Source organism: Streptomyces sp. NPDC048191 (assembly GCF_040652655.1).
Taxonomy (GTDB): Bacteria; Actinomycetota; Actinomycetes; order Streptomycetales; family Streptomycetaceae; genus Streptomyces.
Genome location: NZ_JBEZMO010000003.1, coordinates 115529 through 132188, shown reverse-complemented (window position 1 = coordinate 132188; position 16660 = coordinate 115529). Strand labels below are relative to the sequence as shown.

Genomic DNA, 16660 nt, shown 5'->3' with positions numbered 1-16660 from the left:
GCGATGGTGACCTACGCGCAGGCGCAGGAGCGCGCCGAGGAGTGGATCAACGGTGACGTGCCCGCGTACCAGCATCGTGAGGTGCGGGTGCGGGAGTTCGAGCTGGGTTTCGTGGTGTGGGGTGAGGACCGGGCGGAGGGTCCGCGTTCGGACGCGGGTGCGCAGCGGTTGGTGATCGCCCGGGACAGCGGGGAGGCGACGCTGTGGCCGGGGCTGCCGGTGGGTGAGGTGATCCGCCGGTACGAGGAGGAGTACGGCCGTGCCGACGAGCCGCGGGATGCGGTGCCGGCGCCGGCGGCTGCCCGGGTGGATCTGAATCAGACGTCGTTCCTGCTGACTCCTCCGGAGTGGTTGCAGGAGGCTGCGGACAAGCTGGGTATCGGGGACCGGCGGCCGGAGAGCGGGGGCGGCCCGGGGGCCGGGGCTTCCGGTGGAGAGGACGTGGGTGCGTCCGGGGCCGGTGCCGGTGGTGGGGCTTCGTCCGGTGGGGCGGGGCTCGCGGAGACGCAGGCCGGGGTGCCTGGTGGGGCGCAGGGTGGTCCTGGTGCGCCGGGGGCGTCCGGTGTGCCGGGGGCGGCTGCTCCGGTGGGTGCGCCGTCCGCGGATGTGCCGGTGGGGGCGACGCCCTGGGCCGGTACGGACACGAACGCCGACTCCGGTGAGGACGACCGTTCCGTGCCGTTGCCGGCGACGGTGTTCGCGCCGCCGCTGAGCGATTCGGGCGAGGGGGCTCCGCCGCCGGCGAGTGTGCCGGATGCGAAGACGGCGTTGATGTCGGGGGGCAGCCAGCTGCCGCCGACGGCGGTCGCGCCGGCGCTGGATGCCTCGAACGCGCCGGGCGGGCAGGGCTTCCCGCCGGGTGGGCCGGGTGCTCCGCAGGGCAGTGCGCCCCCGCCGCCGCCCGGTACGCCGCCGTACGGCTACCCGCAGCCGCCGGCGGCTCCTGGTACCCCTCCGCCGGGCACGCCCGCGTACCCGCCGGCGCCCGGCAGCCCGCTCCCGCCCCCTGCTGTTCCCGGTGCGCCCGCCGCTCCGCAGGGCAGCACGCCCCCGCCGCCGTCCCAGGGCGTACCGCCCTACGGCTATCCGCCGGCGCCCGGCGACGCCGCCGGTGCTCCTGGTGCACCTGGCGCGCCGCTGCCTTCGGCCGACTCGGGTGCGTCCGCGCGGCGGCTCGCGCCGAACGCCGGGGACATCGCGGACGCCGCGACGAGCAAGGCCGCGCCGCCGCCGAAGAAGGCGCGCGGTGGTGTGGGCGCGCCGCCTCCGCCGCCGGGTGCCCCCGGTACGCCGGGCGTGCGTCCCGGGGGTGCGACGCCGCCGCCCGCGCCGGGTGCGGCTGCCGGTGGGTATGTGCCGACGCAGCTGATGTCGTCGCTCGGACCGGAGGGGCCCGAGGGCCAGGGCGGGGCGGGCGCGCAGGCCGGTCCCGGTGGCGTGGAAGGAGCGCAGGCGCCGGGCGCGCCGAACGCTCCGGGTGCCCCCCGTCCGCCTGCCGCGCCTCCGGGCGACGTGCACCACGCGGCCACGGTGTTCGCCGACCCCGGCCAGTTGGGTGGGGGCGCGCCGCAGCCTCCGGGCGCCCCGGGCATGCCGGGTGGTCCGGGTGCCCCGGGCATGCCTCCCGCGCCGAGCGCGCCGCAGCCGCCGGGCGTCCCCGCGGGTCCCGGTGCCTCCGCGGGTCCCGGTGCCCCGGGTGCGCCGCAGCCGCCCGGTGCCCCAGCCGGTCATGGTGGGCCCGGCGCTCCGGGCGCACCGGGAGGCGGGCGTGAGGCCGTGCACCACGCGGAGACCGTGCTGGCCGCGCCCCCCGTGACGGGTCCCGGCGCGCCCCCGCCGCCGCCCGCCCCCGGCACCCTCGGTGTGCCGGGCGCCCCGGGCGTGCCGCCGGGCGCTCCCGGTGTGCCGCCGGGTGCCCCGCAGCCGATGCCGCCGGGGGCGATGCCGCCGCCGGGCGCGCCGGCTCCCGGTCAGCCGCCGGCGTACGGGTATCCGCAGCAGGGGCAGCCGACGGTGGGCCCCGGCTATCAGGCCGTGCTGCGCTATCGCGCCCAGGACGGTTCGGAGCAGCAGCTGATCCGGCGTTCGGCGCCGGGTACGCCGCATCCGGAGTGGCAGATCTTCCATGAGCTGCGGGCGATGAACGTGCCGCCGGGTCAGGTGCTGGAGCTGCACACGGAGCTGGAGTCGTGCGAGCTGCCGGGTGCCTACTGTGCGCGGATGATCCGGGAGCAGTGGCCGCAGGCGCGGATCACGAGCATCGCGCCGTACGGCATGGATCACGCGAGCCGGCAGCAGGGCATGCAGCAGTTGCTGGCGCACCAGGGCGAGTTGCACCAGGTGGCGGACGGTCCCGCGCGGCCCGCGCCGGTGCGGGCGCCGCTGCCGCCGGTGCAGGCCGCGCCGCCCGTCCCGCCGGAGGGCATCGCGCAGGAGCTGGCGGCGGCGTTCGGGCCGGGGGTCTTCCGGTTCGAGCAGCAGGCGGTGTCCCGGCAGGGTGTGCCGCCGATCGTGGCGCACACGCTGGTCGTGGCCGGTCTGCCGGTGGACCTGGGTCCGTTCTTCTGGGCGCAGGCCCAGCCGGGCCGTCCCGTTCCGACGCTGGCGGAGCTGGCGGCCGAACGCGGGGTGCAGCCCGCGGCGGACGCGGGCTCGTACCTCGTGATGGGCACCGACTTCGGCAAGGCGATCTGTGTGCAGTACGGCACCGCGAACATCGTGGCCGTGCCGGTGGAGGCGGGGCCGGGCGGGGCTCCGGTGCCGCCGCAGTTCGTGAACACCGGGCTGCCGGAGTTCGCGCGCTGCCTGGCGCTGCTGGGCCGGATGTGGCGTCTGCGGTACGGGCTGAACCAGGAGCAGGCGGGCCGCTGGACCGTCGACTTCCAGGCGCAGCTGGCCGCCCTGGACCCGGCGGCGCTCGGTTCGCCGGAGAGCTGGTGGTCGGTGCTGCTGGAGCAGATGTGGGACGGCCTGCTGTAGGCGCGTCGGCCGGAGGTGGGTGGATCATGCCCGTCGCGTGCGTGTGACGGGCATGAGGGACGGCTGGACCTCGGGCCGTACCCGGGCGAGCTGGACGGGCTCGTGTCCGGCCCGGACGGGTCCGCGGGTACGCCGTACGACGGCTGGGCCTTCCGGCACGGCCCGAGGCGGTCGCCGGGGACGAGTTCCGCCTCGGCCGCGTGCGGGACGGCCCGTTCTCCGTACGGATGAAGGCCGTGCGGGCCGAGCGGCGGGACGCGGTCGGCACCGGCAGCCTCGCCGTCGTGCGGGTGTTGCGGGAGGCGGACCTGGTCGACCCGGTACCGGCTCATGACCTTCCCGGTGGGGCCGGGGCGGCGCCGGTGTCTGTTCCCTGCCGGCCGAGCCGGGGTGCCTGTCGGCCGAACGGGTGGGCGCCGCCGTCCTCACGCGCCGGGGGAGGGTGGCACGGTGACGGTCCGTTTTCCTCGTCGTCCAGGAGGCGCCCGTCGGCCCTGAGGTGTCCTGGCGGCACCACCGCGAGGTGCACATCGCACCCGGCCGCCGGCTTTCCGGCCCGCGCCGCGTCGTGACGCCGGAGTGGGAGTCACCTCAGGAGCGGCACGCCGCGTTCGCCTCGCCCGAGGGGCGTGCGACGGCGGCGGACGCGGCGCGCCTGGCGGAACTCGCGCCCGGGCCCGCGCGCCGCGCCGGTGGCGGAACGCGCGATCCGGGCCGTGCCGCGGCTGCGGAGTGTCGCGTTATGAGCACTTACGCCGGATCCATCAAGATGTGCGCGAAATCAACCTGTCGCGCACGTCCGGTGGAGAGGGGTTCCCAGGGTGAGCAGCACATCGGTGTCGCCGCACGGCTTCGCGACCGTCCGGGGGCGCGGCTACCGCCCCGACCAGGTCGACGCCTTCGTGGAGACGTTGTCGTACGACCGTGACGCCGCGTGGGAACGGGCGGCGCGGCTGACCGTGCTCGCCAAGGACATGGGGGCGGAGGCCGCGCGGATGCGCGAGGTCGTCGCCCAGCTCCCACCGCAGACGTACGAGGCGCTCGGGGAGGGTGCGCGGCGGTTGTTCCAGGTCGTGCTGGACGAGGCGGCGGACCTTCGCGAGCGCACGCGGCGCGAGGCGGACCAGCACCTCGCGCAGGCCGAAGCACACGCCGAGGGCGTACGCCGGGAGGCGCAGGCGGCGGCTGACGCGCTCCTCGCGGAGGCCGACGAATGCGCCCGCCAGTGCCTCCTCGCCGCGCGCGCCGAGGCCGACGCCCTCCGCGTCGGCGCCCGCCGCGAAGTGAAGGAAGGGCGCTCCGAGGCGCTCGCCGCGTTGCGTGAGGTGCGTCAGCGCATGACCGGCATGCTCGCCGAGCAGTCCCGGGCGCACGCTGCGCAGTGGGCCGAGGCCGAGCGCGAGGAGGCCGAGCGGATCGCCGCGCTGGACGCCGGGTACGCGGAGCGGATGAGCCGGGCCGAGGCCGCGCTGTCCGAGGCCCGGCGGGCCCTCGGGGAGGCCGAGGAGTCCGCGCGCCGCAGCCAGGAGGAGGCACGCGCGCGTGCCGCCGAGATCATCGCCGACGCGCGCGTGCGCGAGGAACGCATCGCCCACGAGACGGAACAGGTGCTGCGCGAGCACGGCGAGACCTGGGAGGACGTGACGGCGCACATGGACCACGTCCGCAGCAGCCTGCTGACGCTGAAGGGCCGGGCGGCACTGGAACTGGAGTAGCGCCCCCGCTCAGTCCCCCTTCCGCGTGGCCCCCGCCAGGATCCACCCCTCCACCGCCTCGTACTGGTGGCGCTGCTGCTGCGCCTTGGCGCGGCCGCAGGCCATCGTGCCGAGCCAGCCGAACAGGAAGCCGGCCGGGATGGAGACGATGCCGGTCGTGGTGAACGGGAACCAGTTGAAGTCGGCGTGGGGAAAGGCCGAGACGGGCGAGCCGGAGACCAGGTTGGTGCCGGGCATGATCAGCAGCACGGTCAGCGAGCCCCCGATCAGCGTGGCGAGCAGCCCGCTGCGGGTGTAGCGGCGCCAGAAGAGGCCGTACACCAGGGCGGGTGCGATGGCCGAGGCGCCCAGGCAGAAGGAGAGCGTCACCAGGGGCTGCAGGCTGTGGTGCTGCACCAGGGTGGCCAGCAGGATCGTCGGCACTCCTATGGCGAGGGCCGAGACGCGGGCCAGGGCCATCTCGCGGCGGGCCGGCATCTCCTGCACGCGGGCGGCGAAGACGTCGTGGGCGAGGGAGTTGGCGCAGGCGAGGATCATCCCGGCGACCGAGGCGAGCAGGGTCAGGAAGATCGCGGTGGTGACCAGCGTGAACAGGAACGTCTCCGCCGTGGACACCCCCGCGCCGAACGCCGCCCGCGAGCCGAGCAGGTACGCGGTGTTGCCCTGCGGATCGGCCCCGGCGATCGCCGCGCGGCCGACCAGTGCCGTGGCGCCGAACCCGACCACGGTGATGACCAGCACGAACAGGGCGACGACCGACACCGCCCAGGACATCGAGCGGCGCACCTGGCGGGCGCTGGAGGCGGTGTACATGCGCATGGTGATGTGCGGCAGGACGCCGCCGCCCAGCACCACGGTCAGCTCCGAGGCGACCATGTCGACCCGGGACCGGGGCCCGGTGCCGAACTCCAGCCCGGAGTGCAGGAAGGCCGGCCCGGCCCCGCTCTGCCGTGCGGCCGCGGCGAACAGGGCGCCCGGGTCCCAGTCGAAGCGGTGCAGGACCAGTACGGCGATCACGGCGCCCGAACCGAGCAGCATCACGATCTTCAGGATCTGGATGAGCGCGGTGCCCTTCATGCCGCCGATCGCCGCGTAGGCGATCATCAGGGCGCCGAGTCCCACGACGCACGCGGTCTTCAGGGACGCGTTGGAGAAGCCCAGGATGAACGCCATCAGCTGTCCGGTCCCGGCGAGTTGGACCAGCATCAGCGGCACCAGCGCGGCGATCGTCACCGCGCAGGCCGTGATGCGCACACAGCGGCCGGGCAGCCGGCGCGCGAGCGCGTCGCCCATGGTGAACCGGCCCGCGTTGCGCAGCGGTTCGGCCAGCAGGAACATCAGCAGCATCAGCGACAGCGTCGTGCTGAGGGCGAGGACGACACCGTCGTAGCCGCACAGGGCGATCACTCCGCCGGTGCCGAGGACGGTGGCCGCGGAGATGTAGTCGCCGGCGATGGCGAGGCCGTTGCGCAGCGGGGACAGGGAGCCGTAGCCGGTGTAGAACTCGTCGAGGTCGTCGCGGTCGGGGCCGGTCATCACGCACAGCAGCAGCGTCACCGTGGCGACGGTGGAGAAGGCGACCAGGGACATGGACTGGGCCGAGCCGCTGAAACCGGTGAAGCCTCCCACGGCGGGAGTGGCGGCGGCGGTCATCGGGCCGCTCCCCGGCGTGCGTCCAGTTCGGCCTCCTTGCGGATGCGGTCCGCGAGCGGATCGACATGGCGGCGCGCGGTGTGCTCGTACAGGGCGATCGCGAGCCAGGTGACGGGGAGCTGGATCAGGGCGAGCAGCAGGCCGGCGGGGATGCCGTCGACGGCGGTGCGGGTCATCACGCCGGGCGCGCTCGCGGACAGCACCAGGAACAGCGTGAAGTAGCCCAGCGCGGTGAGCGTGGCGGTGCGCCGCTGCCAGCGGTAGGCGCTGCGCAGCACCCGCAGGTCGCTGTGGTGGCCCACGGGGTCCCGAAGCGGCCTGCGGGCCGGGCGGGGTGGCGGCGGAGCGGGCTGCCACGGGTAGGTGAGGTCCGGTGGGCCGTAGGAGGCCGACGGCCGGGGCGGTTCGCGGAAGGGCCGCGGTGGGTCGTACGGCGGTTGGGGCGGGGTGTCGAACGGGTGCGGATACGTCGGGTGCGGATACGGCGGATGCGGCGGGTCATAGGACATCCCGGGGCTCCTTGCGTGGCTCGGGTCCGTGGCGGCGGACCGCAGGGAGGTGGGGGGTGGGAGTCCCGCACGCTACTCGCGGCTTCCGCGGCCGCGTGGCGTTTTCACCGAACTGGCCGGTCGGTATGCGCTTACTACGCGAAAAGGGACCCGAGCTGGGGTGTTACCCGCGTTAACCGGCCCGCGTACGCCCGGCGCGCACGCGCGCGTCGGCCCCGGGGGTGCTCCTCCGCCCCCCTGACCGGCGCGCCGCCACGGCGTTCAGCGTGAGCGGCGGGCACGCCTCGCCGGTGGGGCGCAGGTCGGTGGGTTCACTCGTCGCGTACCGGGAACCGTCGCGGTGCCACGAGCAGCAGGACCAGGAAGGCCAGGGCTGCCGCGACCGCCGCGCCGAGGTACACCGCGTGCACCGCGCCGGCGATGGCCCGCCGGGTCGCCTCCGGGGCGCACGCGCGCGTACGGCCCCGGCGGTGCTCCTCCGCCCCTTGGCCGGCGCGCTGCCCCGGCGTTCAGCGTGAGCGGCGGGCACGCCTCGCCGGTGGGGCGCAGGCCGGTGTGTTCAGTCGTCGCGTACCGGGAACCGTCGCGGTGCCACGAGCAGCAGGACCAGGAAGGCCAGGGCTGCCGCGACCGCCGCGCCGAGGTACACCGCGTGCACCGCGCCGGCGATGGCCCGCCGGGTCGCCTCCGGGGCCGTACCGGCGTCCAGCGCGCGCGTGACGGAGTCCAGATCGCCCGCCCCGCCCAGCCGCGCGGCCAGCACCCCGTTGGCGACGGCGCCGAACAGCGAGGCACCGAGGGTCTGCCCGGTCTGCCGGCAGAACAGCACGGACGCGGTCGTGGTGCCCCGCTCCGACCAGCCCACCGTGGACTGCACCCCGACGATCAGCGGCAGCTGGAACAGCCCGAGCGCCCCGCCCAGCAGCATCATCAGCAGCGTCGGCTGCCACCACGAGCCGGGGTAGGGCAGGAGGGGGAACGCGCACAGGATGAGCGTGGCCAGGCCGATGCCGAGCAGCGCGGTGTCCCTGAAACCGATGCGCCGGTAGACGTGCCGGCTCAGCGCCGCCGACACCGGCCAGGTGAGCGTCCACACCGACAGCACGAAACCGGCGGCCACGGGCGCGAGTCCGAGCACGGACTGCGCGTACGTCGGCAGGAACACGCTCGGCGCCACCATCAGCAACCCCAGCGCGCCGAGCGCCAGATTGACGGCCGCGATCGTCCGCCGCCGCCACACCCACCCCGGGATGATCGGCTGCGCCGCCCGCCGCTCCACCACGACCACCACGCCGGCCAGGGCCAGGCCCGTGCCGAACAGTGTCAGCGACGGCGCCGACAGCCACGGCCAGGCGACCCCGCCCTGCACCAGCGCGGTCAGCAGCACCCCGCCGCAGGCGAACACCGCGAGCGCGCCCGCCCAGTCCACGCGCGCGTGCGCGACGTCTTCCGGCGCCTGGCGACCGGGCTCGTGCAGATGGCGGACGATCAGCCACAGCGCCGCGGCGCCGATGGGCAGGTTGATCAGGAAGATCCAGCGCCAGTCGGCGTACGCGGCGAGCACACCGCCGAGCCCCGGCCCGGCCACCGCCGACACCGCCCACACCGTGGACAGCCTGGACTGGATCTTCGGGCGCTCGGCCAGCGGATACAGATCGGCCGCCAGCGTCTGCACGGTGCCCTGCAACGCCCCGCCGCCCAGGCCCTGCACGATCCGGAACGCGATCAGCGCCGCCATGTTCCAGGCGCCCGCGCACAGCAGCGAGCCCAGCAGGAACACGGCCGCGCCCGTCACCAGCACCGGCTTGCGGCCGAAGGTGTCGGACAGCTTGCCGTAGACGGGCAGCGTGACGGTCACGGCGAGCAGATAGCCGGAGAAGAGCCAGGAGAAGACGGAGAACCCGCCGAGGTCGCCGACGATCTGCGGTACGGCCGTGGAGACGATGGTGGCGTCCAGCGCCGCCAGCGCCATCGCCAGCATCAGCGCGGCGACGACCGCCCCGCGCGGCCGGGTTTCCTGGCGCCGATCGGCGCCGCTGCGTATCGCGGGTGTCGTACCCCCCACTGCGAACCCCTCCCCGTCGCTCGATGCCGGCCCGATCCGTGGCCGGTGCACCTGTCCGCGGTACGACAGCTTCCCACGCGCCGCGCACCCCTCGAAGGGGAGAAACGGCGCCCGCGCGGCCCCGCGCTTGACCCTGACGCGACGGCAGGGTGGAGGATTCCCGCACCGAAGGGTGGAGACGACCCCGAGACCGGCTCCGCCCAGGGGTGGAGCACCCCTAGGGGTACCTCCGTACTACGGCTCGGGGAGGGTTCGTCCCGGCGGAGGACGAGAACGGCCGGGCCCGGTCCTTAACCTGGCTTTATGCCGCTGGGGGGCGGCTGACCGCACCGGCGGGGTGGGGTTTTCCCCCGGGGCAGGACGGGGCTTCGCACCAGCGCGCGAGGGCCCCGCCGGCCGCGAGACTCGACGACGTACCCGAGCACGGCACCTCGGCCACCGGGGCGCCACTCACCGACTTGCCAACCGACATAGGAGACATACCGTGACATCGGCTGTGACCATTCCCAGGCACGGGGGCACTGGAGGGCCTACGGCCGTTGCCGCGCGGGCGCGGCAGGTCGTGAAGGCGTACGGGTCGGGCGAGACGCGTGTCGTCGCCCTCGACCACGTCGACGTGGACATCGCGCGGGGCCAGTTCACCGCGATCATGGGCCCCTCGGGGTCCGGCAAGTCCACGCTGATGCACTGCCTCGCGGGCCTCGACACCGTGACGAGCGGTCAGATCCACCTGGACGAGACCGAGATCACCGGCCTGAAGGACAAGAAGCTCACCCAGCTGCGCCGGGACCGGATCGGCTTCATCTTCCAGGCGTTCAACCTGCTGCCGACGCTGAACGCGATCGAGAACATCACGCTGCCCATGGACATCGCCGGGCGCAAACCGGACAAGGCGTGGCTGGACCGGGTCGTGGAGACCGTCGGGCTCGCCGGACGGCTCAAGCACCGGCCGACCCAGCTCTCCGGCGGCCAGCAGCAGCGCGTCGCCGTGGCCCGCGCCCTCGCCGCCCGCCCGGAGATCATCTTCGGGGACGAGCCGACCGGGAACCTCGACTCGCGCGCGGGTGCCGAAGTGCTCGGCTTCCTGCGGCGGTCCGTGGACGAGCTGGGCCAGACCATCGTGATGGTCACCCACGACCCCGTGGCCGCCTCCTACGCCGACCGCGTGCTCTACCTCGCCGACGGCCGGATCGTCGACGAGATGTACCAGCCGACGGCCGATCAGGTCCTGGACCGCATGAAGGACTTCGACGCCCGGGGGCGTACGTCATGACCGTCCTGAAGACCTCGATGCGCAACTTCTTCGCGCACAAGGGCCGGATGGCGCTCTCGGCGATCGCGGTCCTGCTGTCGGTCGCCTTCGTGTGCGGGACGCTGGTGTTCACCGACACGATGAACACCACCTTCGACAAGCTCTTCCAGGCCACGTCCTCGGACGTGACGGTCAGCGCGAAGGGCTCCTCCGACACCGGTGAGACGACCTCCCGCACCGGCAAGCCGCCGGTCATGCCGGCCTCCGTCGTCGGCGAGGTACGCGGGGCCGAGGGCGTGCGGAAGGCGGAGGGCACCGTCTTCTCCACCTCGGTGACCGTCGTCGACGCCAAGAAGGACAAGCTGTCGCCGGACAGCGGCGCCCCCACCATCGTGGGCAGCTGGAACGGCAATGACGCCCGCACCATGAAGATCACCTCCGGTACGGCGCCCAAGGGCCCCGACCAGGTCATGGTCGACGAGGACACCGCCGACAAGCACCACCTGGAGATCGGCTCCGAGATCGGCATCATCTCGGTCGTCGGCACGCACCACGCGCGCGTGTCCGGCATCGCCGCCTTCAAGGTCACCAACCCCGGCGCGGCCATCTTCTACCTCGACACCAGGACCGCCCAGCAGACCCTGGTCGGCCGGACCGGCGTCTTCACCAACGTCAACGTCACCGCCGCCCAGGGCGTGACCGACCCGCAGCTGAAGAAGAACGTGACCGCCGCCCTCGGCCACGGCTACAAGGTGCAGACCGCCAAGGAGGTCGCCGACGCCAACCAGAAGAGCGTCGAGAGCTTCCTGAACGTCATGAAGTACGCGATGCTCGGCTTCGCCGGGATCGCCTTCCTCGTCGGCATCTTCCTGATCATCAACACCTTCTCCATGCTGGTCGCCCAGCGCACCCGCGAGATCGGCCTGATGCGCGCCATCGGCTCCTCCCGCAAGCAGGTCAACCGGTCCGTGCTGGTCGAGGCGCTGCTGCTCGGCGTGATCGGCTCCGTGCTCGGCGTCGGCGCGGGCGTCGGCATCGCGGTCGGCCTGATGAAGCTGATGGGCCAGATGGGCATGCACCTGTCCACCGACGACCTGACCGTCGCCTGGACGACACCCACCGTGGGCCTGCTCCTCGGCGTCGTGGTCACCGTCCTGGCCGCCTACCTGCCCGCCCGGCGCGCCGGGAAGGTCTCCCCGATGGCCGCGCTGCGCGACGCGGGCGCCCCGGCCGACGCCAGGGCCGGCGCCGTCCGGGCCGTCATCGGCCTGCTCCTCACCGCCGCGGGCGGCTTCAGCCTCTACCTCGCCGCCACCGCCGACAAGGCCAAGTCCGGCTCGGGCTGGCTGGGCCTCGGCGTGGTCGCCACGCTGATCGGCTTCGTCGTCATCGGCCCGCTGCTCGCCGCCGGCCTCGTCCGGATCCTGGGCGCGGTCATCCTGCGGATCTTCGGCCCCGTGGGCCGCATGGCCGAGCGCAACGCGCTGCGCAACCCGCGCCGCACCGGCGCCACCGGCGCGGCCCTGATGATCGGCCTGGCCCTGGTGGCCTGCCTGTCGGTGGTCGGCTCCTCCATGGTCGCCTCGGCCACCGACCAGCTCGACAAGACCGTCGGCACCGACTTCATCATCCAGGCCGACAACGGCCAGCGTGTCGTGCCGCAGGCGGTCCGGCTCATCAAGGACACCCCGGGGCTCGCGCGGGTCACCGAGTACCGGCCGACCCTGGCCGACTTCACCACGCCCGACGGCCGGACGCTCAAGGACACGGACATCACCGCGGCCGACCCGACCTACGCGACCGACCTGCGCAAGAAGACCGTCGCCGGCAACCTCAAGGACGCCTACCTGCCCGACTCGATGTCCGTCCACGAGAAGTTCGCCAAGGCCCACGGCATCCACCTCGGGTCGAGGATCACCGTCGCGTTCAAGGAGGGTTCCACCGCCCACCTGACGGTCCGGGCGATCACCAGCAGCGACGACGTGATCGACCAGGGCGCCAAGTACACGTCGACCGCCACGCTCGCCAAGTACGTCCCCGCCGCGAAGATGCCGCTCGACCAGCTGGTCTTCGCCAGCGCGAAGGACGGACAGCAGGCCGCCGCCTACAAGGCCCTGAAGTCGGCGCTGCACGACGGCTACCCGCAGCTCACCGTGCGCGACCAGACCGACTACAAGAAGGCCCTGAAGGACCAGATCGGCCAGCTGCTCAACATGATCTACGGCCTGCTCGCCCTCGCGATCATCGTGGCGGTCCTGGGTGTGGTGAACACCCTGGCCCTGTCGGTGGTCGAGCGGACCCGGGAGATCGGCCTCATGCGGGCCATCGGCCTGTCCCGCCGCCAGCTGCGCCGCATGATCCGCCTGGAGTCCGTGGTGATCGCCGTCTTCGGCGCCCTGCTCGGCCTGGGCCTGGGCATGGGCTGGGGCGCGACCGCCCAGAAGCTCCTCGCCCTGCAGGGTCTGAAGATCCTGGAGATCCCCTGGCCGACGATCGTCGCGGTCTTCATCGGCTCGGCCTTCGTGGGCCTGTTCGCCGCGCTGGTCCCGGCGTTCCGGGCGGGCCGGATGAACGTGCTGAACGCGATCGCGACCGACTAGCCGCGCGGGCCGGGCCCACGACCACCGCATACGGGGGTTGCGGGGGAGGACCCGGTGCCGGGAGTCCTGGAGGACTCCCGGCACCGGGTTTTTGTCGTCACGTGGAACAGGGGTTGTCCACAGGCTCCGACGCCGGCCCCGACGGAGTCGTACGCTGGACAACCCCGGCCGTCACACGCGTCGGGTTATTCGCGTTGCCCACCCCTGGACGGAAAGCCCCTCCATGAGCCTGCACGGTCTGCTCGACGCCGTCGTCAAGGACCCCGCCCTCGCGGAAGCGATCACAGCGGCCGCGGACGGCAACCGCATGCACGTCGACCTCGTCGGCCCCCCGGCGGCCCGCCCCCTCACGGTCGCCGCCCTCGCCCGCGAGGCCGGCCGCACGGTGCTCGCCGTCACGGCGACGGGCCGCGAGGCCGAGGACCTGGCGGCTGCCCTGCGCTCCCTGCTGCCCGCCGAGGGCGTCGTGGAGTACCCCTCCTGGGAGACCCTCCCGCACGAGCGGCTCAGCCCCCGCAGCGACACCGTCGGCCGCCGCCTCGCCGTCCTGCGCCGCCTCGCCCACCCCAGCCCCGACGACCCTGGGACCGGCCCGGTCTCCGTCGTCGTCGCGCCCGTGCGCTCCGTGCTCCAGCCGCAGGTCAAGGGCCTCGGCGACCTGGAGCCGGTGTCCCTGAGGACCGGCATGAGCGCCGATCTGGACGACGTCGTGGAAGCCCTCGCGGCCGCCGCCTACGCGCGCGTGGAGCTCGTCGAGAAGCGCGGCGAGTTCGCCGTGCGCGGCGGCATCCTCGACGTCTTCCCGCCCACCGAGGAACACCCCCTGCGCGTGGAGTTCTGGGGCGACGACGTCGAGGAGATCCGCTACTTCAAGGTCGCCGACCAGCGCTCCCTCGAAGTCGCCGAGCACGGACTGTGGGCACCGCCGTGCCGCGAGCTGCTGCTCACCGACGACGTCCGGGCACGCGCGCGTGCCCTCGCCGAGGAGCACCCGGAGCTCGGCGAACTCCTGAACAGGATCGCCGAGGGCATCGCGGTCGAGGGCATGGAGTCCCTCGCCCCCGTCCTCGTCGACGACATGGAACTGCTCCTCGACGTGCTCCCGCAGGGCGCCATGGCCGTCGTCTGCGACCCGGAGCGGGTCCGCACGCGCGCCGCCGACCTCGTGGCCACCTCGCAGGAGTTCCTGCAGGCCTCCTGGGCGGCCACCGCCGGCGGCGGCGAGGCCCCGATCGACGTCGGCGCCGCCTCCCTGTGGTCCATCGCCGACGTCCGCGACCGGGCCCGCGAGCTGGACATGATGTGGTGGTCGGTGTCGCCGTTCGCGGCCGATCTCGAACTCGACGCGGACACCCTCAAGCTCGGCATGCATGCGCCCGAGACCTACCGCGGCGACACCGCGCGGGCCCTCGCCGACACCAAGGGCTGGCTCGCCGACGGCTGGCGCACGGTGTTCGTCACCGAGGGCCACGGCCCGGCCGCCCGCACGGTCGAGGTGCTCGGCAACGAGGGCATCGCCGCCCGGATGGACGCCGACCTCGGCGCACTGAGCCCCTCCGTCGTGCACGTCTCCTGCGGTTCGATCGAGTACGGCCTCGTCGACCCGGCCCTCAAGCTCGCCGTGCTCACCGAGACCGACCTGTCCGGGCAGCGCGCCACCGGCCGCGAGGGCGCCCGGATGCCGGCCCGGCGCCGCAAGACCATCGACCCGCTCACCCTGGAGCCGGGCGACTACATCGTCCACGAACAGCACGGCGTCGGCCGCTACATCGAGATGGTCCAGCGCACCGTGCAGGGCGCCACCCGCGAGTACCTGGTCGTGGAGTACGCGCCCGCCAAGCGCGGCCAGCCCGGCGACCGGCTCTACATCCCGACCGACCAGCTGGAGCAGATCACCAAGTACGTCGGCGGCGAGGCGCCCACCCTGCACCGGCTCGGCGGCGCCGACTGGACGAAGACCAAGGCACGCGCGAAGAAGGCGGTCAAGGAGATCGCCGCCGACCTGATCAAGCTCTACAGCGCCCGCATGGCCGCCCCCGGCCACACCTTCGGAGCCGACACGCCCTGGCAGCGCGAGCTGGAGGACGCCTTCCCCTACGCGGAGACCCCCGACCAGCTCACCACCATCGCCGAGGTCAAGGAGGACATGGAGAAGTCGGTCCCCATGGACCGCCTGATCTGCGGCGACGTCGGCTACGGCAAGACCGAGATCGCGGTGCGGGCCGCCTTCAAGGCCGTACAGGACGGCAAGCAGGTCGCCGTCCTCGTGCCGACGACCCTGCTGGTGCAGCAGCACTTCGGGACGTTCTCCGAGCGGTACGCGCAGTTCCCGGTGAGCGTGAAGGCCCTGTCGCGCTTCCAGACCGACACCGAGGCCAAGGCCGTCCTGGAAGGCCTCAAGGACGGCGCGGTGGACGTCGTCATCGGCACCCACCGGCTGTTCTCCTCCGAGACGAAGTTCAAGGACCTGGGCCTGGTCATCGTCGACGAGGAGCAGCGCTTCGGCGTCGAGCACAAGGAGCAGCTGAAGAAGCTCCGCGCCAACGTGGACGTGCTGACCATGTCCGCGACCCCCATCCCGCGCACCCTGGAGATGGCGGTCACCGGCATCCGCGAGATGTCCACGATCACCACGCCCCCGGAGGAGCGCCACCCGGTGCTCACCTTCGTCGGGCCGTACGAGGAGAAGCAGATCGGCGCGGCCATCCGCCGCGAACTGCTGCGCGAGGGCCAGGTCTTCTACATCCACAACCGCGTCGAGTCCATCGACCGCGCGGCAGCGCGCCTGCGCGAGATCGTCCCCGAGGCGCGCATCGCCACGGCCCACGGCCAGATGTCGGAGTCGACGCTGGAGCAGGTCGTCGTCGACTTCTGGGAGAAGAGGTTCGACGTCCTCGTCTCGACCACGATCGTCGAGTCCGGCATCGACATCTCCAACGCCAACACCCTGATCGTGGAGCGCGGCGACACCTTCGGCCTGTCGCAGCTGCACCAGCTGCGCGGCCGCGTCGGCCGGGGCAGGGAGCGCGGCTACGCGTACTTCCTGTACCCGCCGGAGAAGCCGCTGACCGAGACCGCGCACGAACGCCTGGCCACCATCGCCCAGCACACCGAGATGGGCGCGGGCATGTACGTGGCCATGAAGGACCTGGAGATCCGCGGCGCCGGCAACCTCCTCGGCGGAGAGCAGTCCGGGCACATCGCGGGCGTCGGCTTCGACCTGTACGTCCGGATGGTCGGCGAGGCCGTCGCCGACTACCGGCGGCAGCTGGAGACCGGCGAGGTCGAGGAGGAGCCGCCGCTCGAGGTCAAGATCGAGCTGCCGGTCGACGCGCACGTCCCGCACGACTACGCGCCCGGCGAGCGGCTGCGCCTGCAGGCCTACCGGGCCATCGCCTCCGCCAACTCGGAGGAGGACATCAAGGCGGTCCGCGAGGAACTCACCGACCGCTACGGCAAGCTGCCCGAACCGGTGGAGAACCTGCTGCTGGTGGCCGGTCTGCGGATGCTCGCGCGTGCGTGCGGCGTCGGCGAGATCGTGCTGCAGGGCACCAACATCCGTTTCGCGCCGGTCGAGTTGCGCGAGTCGCAGGAGCTGCGGGTCAAGCGGCTCTACCCGGGCTCGGTCATCAAGCCGGCCGTGCACCAGGTGCTGGTCCCGCGCCCGAAGACCGCGAAGGTCGGCGGCAAGCCGCTGGTCGGGCGCGAACTGCTGGGCTGGGTCGGCGAGTTCCTCGCCTCGATCCTGGGATCGTAGGAGCCGTCAGGGCACGAGGAGCGGTGAGCGGGCGCACACGCGCGCCCGCTCACCGCTCCCCGTGCCCCTTCAGGCCGCGTCTCAACTCGACCGCAGGGCGGCTACCGTAAGGGACGGAACGATTCCGCCG

At 73.4% G+C, this 16660-nt stretch carries 8 protein-coding genes; 5 read left to right on the top strand and 3 right to left on the bottom strand.

The features are described 5' to 3' along the window. Positions 1 to 3: 3 nt before the first annotated feature. Positions 4 to 2979, top strand: coding sequence for an SUKH-4 family immunity protein (locus AB0D93_RS06370; RefSeq protein ID WP_362113883.1), 2976 nt, complete (start codon positions 4 to 6; stop codon positions 2977 to 2979). A gap of 821 nt (positions 2980 to 3800) precedes the next feature. Next, positions 3801 to 4694: a DivIVA domain-containing protein gene (locus AB0D93_RS06365; protein WP_362113880.1), complete on the top strand. Its 894-nt coding sequence runs from the start codon at positions 3801 to 3803 to the stop codon at positions 4692 to 4694. 9 nt (positions 4695 to 4703) lie between these two features. On the opposite strand, the gene AB0D93_RS06360 is transcribed toward AB0D93_RS06365, so the two are convergent. The 3 genes from AB0D93_RS06360 to AB0D93_RS06350 all read right to left on the bottom strand — a co-directional run bounded on the left by AB0D93_RS06360 (position 4704) and on the right by AB0D93_RS06350 (position 8921). Further along, positions 4704 to 6347 (bottom strand): cation acetate symporter, encoded by a 1644-nt coding sequence (locus AB0D93_RS06360; protein WP_362113877.1) that lies wholly within the window; start codon positions 6345 to 6347, stop codon positions 4704 to 4706. Further along, entirely contained in the window at positions 6344 to 6856 is a 513-nt protein-coding gene (locus AB0D93_RS06355) for a DUF485 domain-containing protein (RefSeq protein WP_362113874.1), read from the bottom strand. The genes AB0D93_RS06360 and AB0D93_RS06355 overlap by 4 nt, the downstream gene beginning before the upstream one ends. A 559-nt stretch (positions 6857 to 7415) precedes the next feature. Beyond that, on the bottom strand, positions 7416 to 8921 hold the full coding sequence (locus AB0D93_RS06350) for an MFS transporter (RefSeq protein WP_362113870.1): 1506 nt from the start codon (positions 8919 to 8921) through the stop codon (positions 7416 to 7418). A 484-nt stretch (positions 8922 to 9405) separates the two neighbouring features. Between AB0D93_RS06350 and AB0D93_RS06345 the strand changes: the two genes are divergently transcribed. The 3 genes from AB0D93_RS06345 (at position 9406) to mfd (ending at position 16530) form a co-directional block, all read left to right on the top strand. Next, positions 9406 to 10194: an ABC transporter ATP-binding protein gene (locus AB0D93_RS06345; protein WP_362113867.1), complete on the top strand. Its 789-nt coding sequence runs from the start codon at positions 9406 to 9408 to the stop codon at positions 10192 to 10194. Further along, positions 10191 to 12773, top strand: a complete 2583-nt coding sequence (locus tag AB0D93_RS06340; RefSeq protein ID WP_362113864.1) for an FtsX-like permease family protein — start codon at positions 10191 to 10193, stop codon at positions 12771 to 12773. Before AB0D93_RS06345 ends, AB0D93_RS06340 begins: the two co-directional genes overlap by 4 nt. 223 nt (positions 12774 to 12996) lie before the next feature. After that, positions 12997 to 16530 (top strand): transcription-repair coupling factor, encoded by a 3534-nt coding sequence (gene mfd, locus AB0D93_RS06335; protein WP_362113861.1) that lies wholly within the window; start codon positions 12997 to 12999, stop codon positions 16528 to 16530. The last annotated feature ends 130 nt before the right edge of the window (positions 16531 to 16660 follow it).

Bases quoted from the DNA above. Each gene is read 5' to 3' on its own strand.
- AB0D93_RS06340 (WP_362113864.1), top strand. From the start codon at position 10,191: ATGACCGTCCTGAAGACCTCGATGCGCAACTTCTTCGCGCACAAGGGC.
- mfd (WP_362113861.1), top strand. From the start codon at position 12,997: ATGAGCCTGCACGGTCTGCTCGACGCCGTCGTCAAGGACCCCGCCCTC.
- AB0D93_RS06360 (WP_362113877.1), bottom strand. From the start codon at position 6,347: ATGACCGCCGCCGCCACTCCCGCCGTGGGAGGCTTCACCGGTTTCAGC.
- AB0D93_RS06370 (WP_362113883.1), top strand. From the start codon at position 4: ATGGTGACCTACGCGCAGGCGCAGGAGCGCGCCGAGGAGTGGATCAAC.
- AB0D93_RS06355 (WP_362113874.1), bottom strand. From the start codon at position 6,856: ATGTCCTATGACCCGCCGCATCCGCCGTATCCGCACCCGACGTATCCG.